Source organism: Arthrobacter sp. UYCu512, from assembly GCF_040547075.1.
Taxonomy (GTDB): Bacteria; Actinomycetota; Actinomycetes; order Actinomycetales; family Micrococcaceae; genus Arthrobacter.
In genome coordinates this window covers 1-3,555 of sequence record NZ_JBEPPA010000043.1, presented here as the reverse complement: position 1 = coordinate 3,555, position 3,555 = coordinate 1, and the positions used below count along the sequence as shown (strand labels likewise).

The window sequence follows — 3,555 nt, the reverse complement described above, 5'->3', positions numbered from 1 at the left end:
CAAAACCTTCAAGACCGACGCCGTGAAAGCCGACATGCTCGTCGGCATCGCCAAAATCACCGTCAACACCAAGTAACACCCACCCGCAAAAGCCGGACGCCACGGACCCCAGGGTCTGTGGCGTTTCGGTTCCAGGAAAGGGCGGCCCTGGCGGCCACGGAACGGTTAAAGGGATCAGATATGCAAAAGCCTGACGGGCAGAAGCTCACCGAGGCGCTGGCGGCAAAGTTTGCCTCGCCCACACGCAGCACACGCCTGACCGTTGTTCTGGGCCGCTGGCTCGGGATTACCTTCACCGTTTGCTTCCTCACCGGCCTCTTCAGCCACGGACTCCAAAATCCGCCGGCGTGGATGTTCTTTCCTACCAGCCCGGTATGGATCTACCAGCTCACCCAGGGACTGCACGTAACGTCAGGGATTGCCGCGATTCCGCTGCTGCTGGCAAAACTGTGGTCGGTCTTCCCCGAGCTGCTGGCTTGGCCCCCGGTGAAGTCGGTGGTGCACGGCCTTGAACGGGCCTCCATTGCCCTATTTGTCGCGTCCTCGCTGGTGCAGCTGGCCACCGGGCTGATCAATACATACAAATGGTATCCGTGGCCGTTCCCGTTCCGGGAGACACACTACTGGCTGGCATGGGTCATCTGGGGCTCGCTCCTGCTGCACATTGCCCTCAAGCTCCCGGTCATCGCCGCCCATTGGCGCAGCAAGCGTGCGCAAGAGACCGCCGTCGTGGAATCGGCTGCACCCGCCGTCGCTGGAGTCTTGGAGTCAACTCCCGAGCCCGGCACATCCGGACCGGGCCGCTGGACCCGGCGTGCATTCCTCACTGCTGTTACCGGCGCGACCGGAGCCGTGGTGGTTACAACGGCGGGACAGTCCTTTTCCTGGCTGGCACCAGCGAACTTCTTTGCCCCGCGCAAAATGGGTACCGGCCCCCAAGGCGTGCCCGTGAATCGAACTGCCGGCGATGCCAAGGTCGCCGGCCTGGCGATGTCCCCGAAGTGGGCGCTGATGGTCAAGTCTGCTGATTCCACACGTTCCTTCACCCTCGATGAGCTTAGGGCGATGCCCCAGCACACCCACGAGTTGCCCATCGCATGTGTGGAGGGGTGGAGTCAGTTGGCCCAGTGGCGGGGCGTGCGCGTCCAGGACCTGGTAGCGGCCGTCGGCGCCCCCGCGGGATCCCGGCTTCGGTTCACCAGCCTGGAGCCGGAGGGCGCCTACCGCACCATGACCATGCCTGCCGAGTACACGCAGGACGAGAAGACCTTGGTGGCCCTGGAGCTGAATGGGTCCGTGCTTGACCTGGACCATGGCTATCCCGCCAGAATCATCGCCCCCGGCCGTCCCGGAGTCCTGCAGACCAAGTGGCTGCAGAGTATGGAGATCCTGTGAAACGTGCAACTGCTTTCAAAACCGTCCGGGCCGGGCTGGGCATGGCGGGCTTGGGCATCATTGCCTACGGGCTGCTGGGGCTGCCAACCCAGCTGGGTCCGGCGCAGCTGGTCGGCCTGCTGACGTGGATGGCCGTTGCCGTGCTCATCCACGACGGCGTTATTGTGCCGCTCTCCACCCTTGCCGGGGCGGCCCTGACCCGGACCGGTTCGAAACTGCAGCCGGCGTCCGCCGCCGTCCTGCGCGGCGCCCTGCTCACCGGTGCCCTGGTGACCCTGGTGGCGGGGATCCTGCTCAAGGCGAAGTCGGTAGCGCAGTCCGTCACGGTCCTCGAAGCCGACTACGCCATGAACCTGGTTTGGTTCTGGGCCCTACTCGCCCTGGCCTCCGCCGCCGGCATCCTGATCCTGGAACGCCGGGCCCGCTTCGCAAGATCCAACCACTAGGCGGGTGACACGCACCCGCCGCCATCCGGCGTCGACGATTCGAGGCCGGCGAGTGCCGCCAGCTGAAGTTCCCGACGGCGCCGATGCCAAACTCCGGCTGCGACGGCCGCGGCTGCGAGTACAAGGACCGCTTGATGCACCGGAACCGTGAACGGGTCCTCGAACGGCAGCATGTAGATGGCGTCCAGGGCCAGGATGATGGCCACGTATTCCCAGCGCCGGCTCAAGACAATAAACGGTAACAGCATCAGGGCATACCAAGGATAGTTCGGGCTGACAATCAGCAGCGTCAACCCGATCATGACTGTCTGCTGTTCCCAGGCATTCCCGGGCCTGGTGCGCCGCAACACCCAAAGCGCGACGGCGGCCAGCGCTGCCGCGCTCAGCAGCTGCGGCCACGGACCGGCCGAGACCAGTTGGGCCAGCCCGAACCGGGTGCCACCACGCTGGCTGTAGCCCTCCTCCTTGAGGTAGCCGGGCAAGAATCCCAGCACTCCTGCCCCTGCAACTGCCAGATAGGGAACGTAGAGGAGGACGAAAGTCGTCAGCGCTGCGGCAATGAAGCGCACAGGACGCTTGAACAACAAGGCGGGGGCGGCGATCACCGGAATGAGTTTGGTCGCGACCGCGGCGCCGAACGCCACCCCGGAGCGCAGCGGCTTGCCTACGGTCAATAGCAGTCCTGCGGTCAGGATCAAAGCGCCGCCGAGCAGGTCAACGTGGGCGTTGTTCACAGCCTCAAGCTGCACGAACGGGCTCCAGGCCCAGACGGCCGCCAGGTGCAGCGGAAGGCTGCGCCGGGCCAGGGCAGTGATGAGCATCAGCGTCACCGCAATGCTGACAAGCAGGCCCCCCACTTGGAATGGAAGATATCCGACCGAGTCAGGGACGGCGGCCCGCACGCCGAAAAAGTAGATTTCCGCGGTGGGCGGATAGATCGTGGGCACGTGCGGGCGGTTAATGGCCGTACAAAGCGGAGCCCCCGAGGGGTAGCCGTTGGCCGGGACGGATTCGGTGCCGAACAGGTCGCGGGCGCACCCGGGCCGGCCGTCATCGTTGTTGGCTCCCGGGACGAACAGCCATTCCGGCCGCAGGGCCGCCAGCGTCTCATCGACCGGAACGAAGGAGTAGGGGGAGATGCCGGCCTTTTGGACGATACCGTCCCAGGCGTACCTGGCGGAGTCGTTACTGGTCCGCGGCGGCGCACTTACGGCCACCAGCCCCAGCAGTACAGTGCCCGCAATGATTACGGCGCCCACTCGGCGCCGGGGGACATGGCGCAGCAGGCCAACTGCCCCAATAAGCGCGCCCCAGGACAACAGTGTGCCGACAATCGGTGCTGATTCGAAGGGGTTCTGCGGGACCACCATCCACCACAACAAGCCCGCGAGCACGAGCAGCAGCGCTACCAGCCGAGCCGCGGCTCCGGGGAGGATCCGCTTCGCTTGGTTGTTGGGTGAGGTACGGGCCATGACGCTCACGCTGCCTTCCTGTCCGCCCCGGGGCCGGGGGAGAACCGGCACAGGACGCGGCCGGGCAGGTACTGTTTGGCGATGGCCGCCACAGTCAGATCCACGCTGTTGATCATCCTTTGGGCAGCCGGGGCAGCCGGGAGAGCGCCCACGGCAGGGCACCGCGCTCGTTCAGACACGGGAGAACAACATCCACCAGGGCTGCGGTCATTTCAAACATCCTTATCAGGAGACGGATCAGG

3 protein-coding genes are annotated in these 3,555 nt (G+C 65.4%); 2 read left to right on the top strand and 1 reads right to left on the bottom strand.

Annotation, left to right across the window (positions count from 1 at the left end; genetic code table 11):
* The first annotated feature begins 180 nt into the window (after positions 1 to 180).
* On the top strand, positions 181 to 1,395 hold the full coding sequence (locus ABIB49_RS19135; RefSeq protein ID WP_226774287.1) for a molybdopterin-dependent oxidoreductase: 1,215 nt from the start codon (positions 181 to 183) through the stop codon (positions 1,393 to 1,395).
* Entirely contained in the window at positions 1,392 to 1,841 is a 450-nt protein-coding gene (locus ABIB49_RS19130; protein ID WP_226774288.1) for a hypothetical protein, read from the top strand. Before ABIB49_RS19135 ends, ABIB49_RS19130 begins: the two co-directional genes overlap by 4 nt.
* Here the strand turns inward: ABIB49_RS19130 and ABIB49_RS19125 are convergent.
* Positions 1,838 to 3,313 carry a glycosyltransferase 87 family protein gene (locus ABIB49_RS19125; RefSeq protein ID WP_226774289.1) on the bottom strand — a complete coding sequence of 492 codons (1,476 nt, stop codon included), beginning with the start codon at positions 3,311 to 3,313 and terminating at the stop codon, positions 1,838 to 1,840. The two genes, ABIB49_RS19130 and ABIB49_RS19125, sit on opposite strands and share 4 nt — an antisense overlap.
* Positions 3,314 to 3,555: the final 242 nt, after the last annotated feature.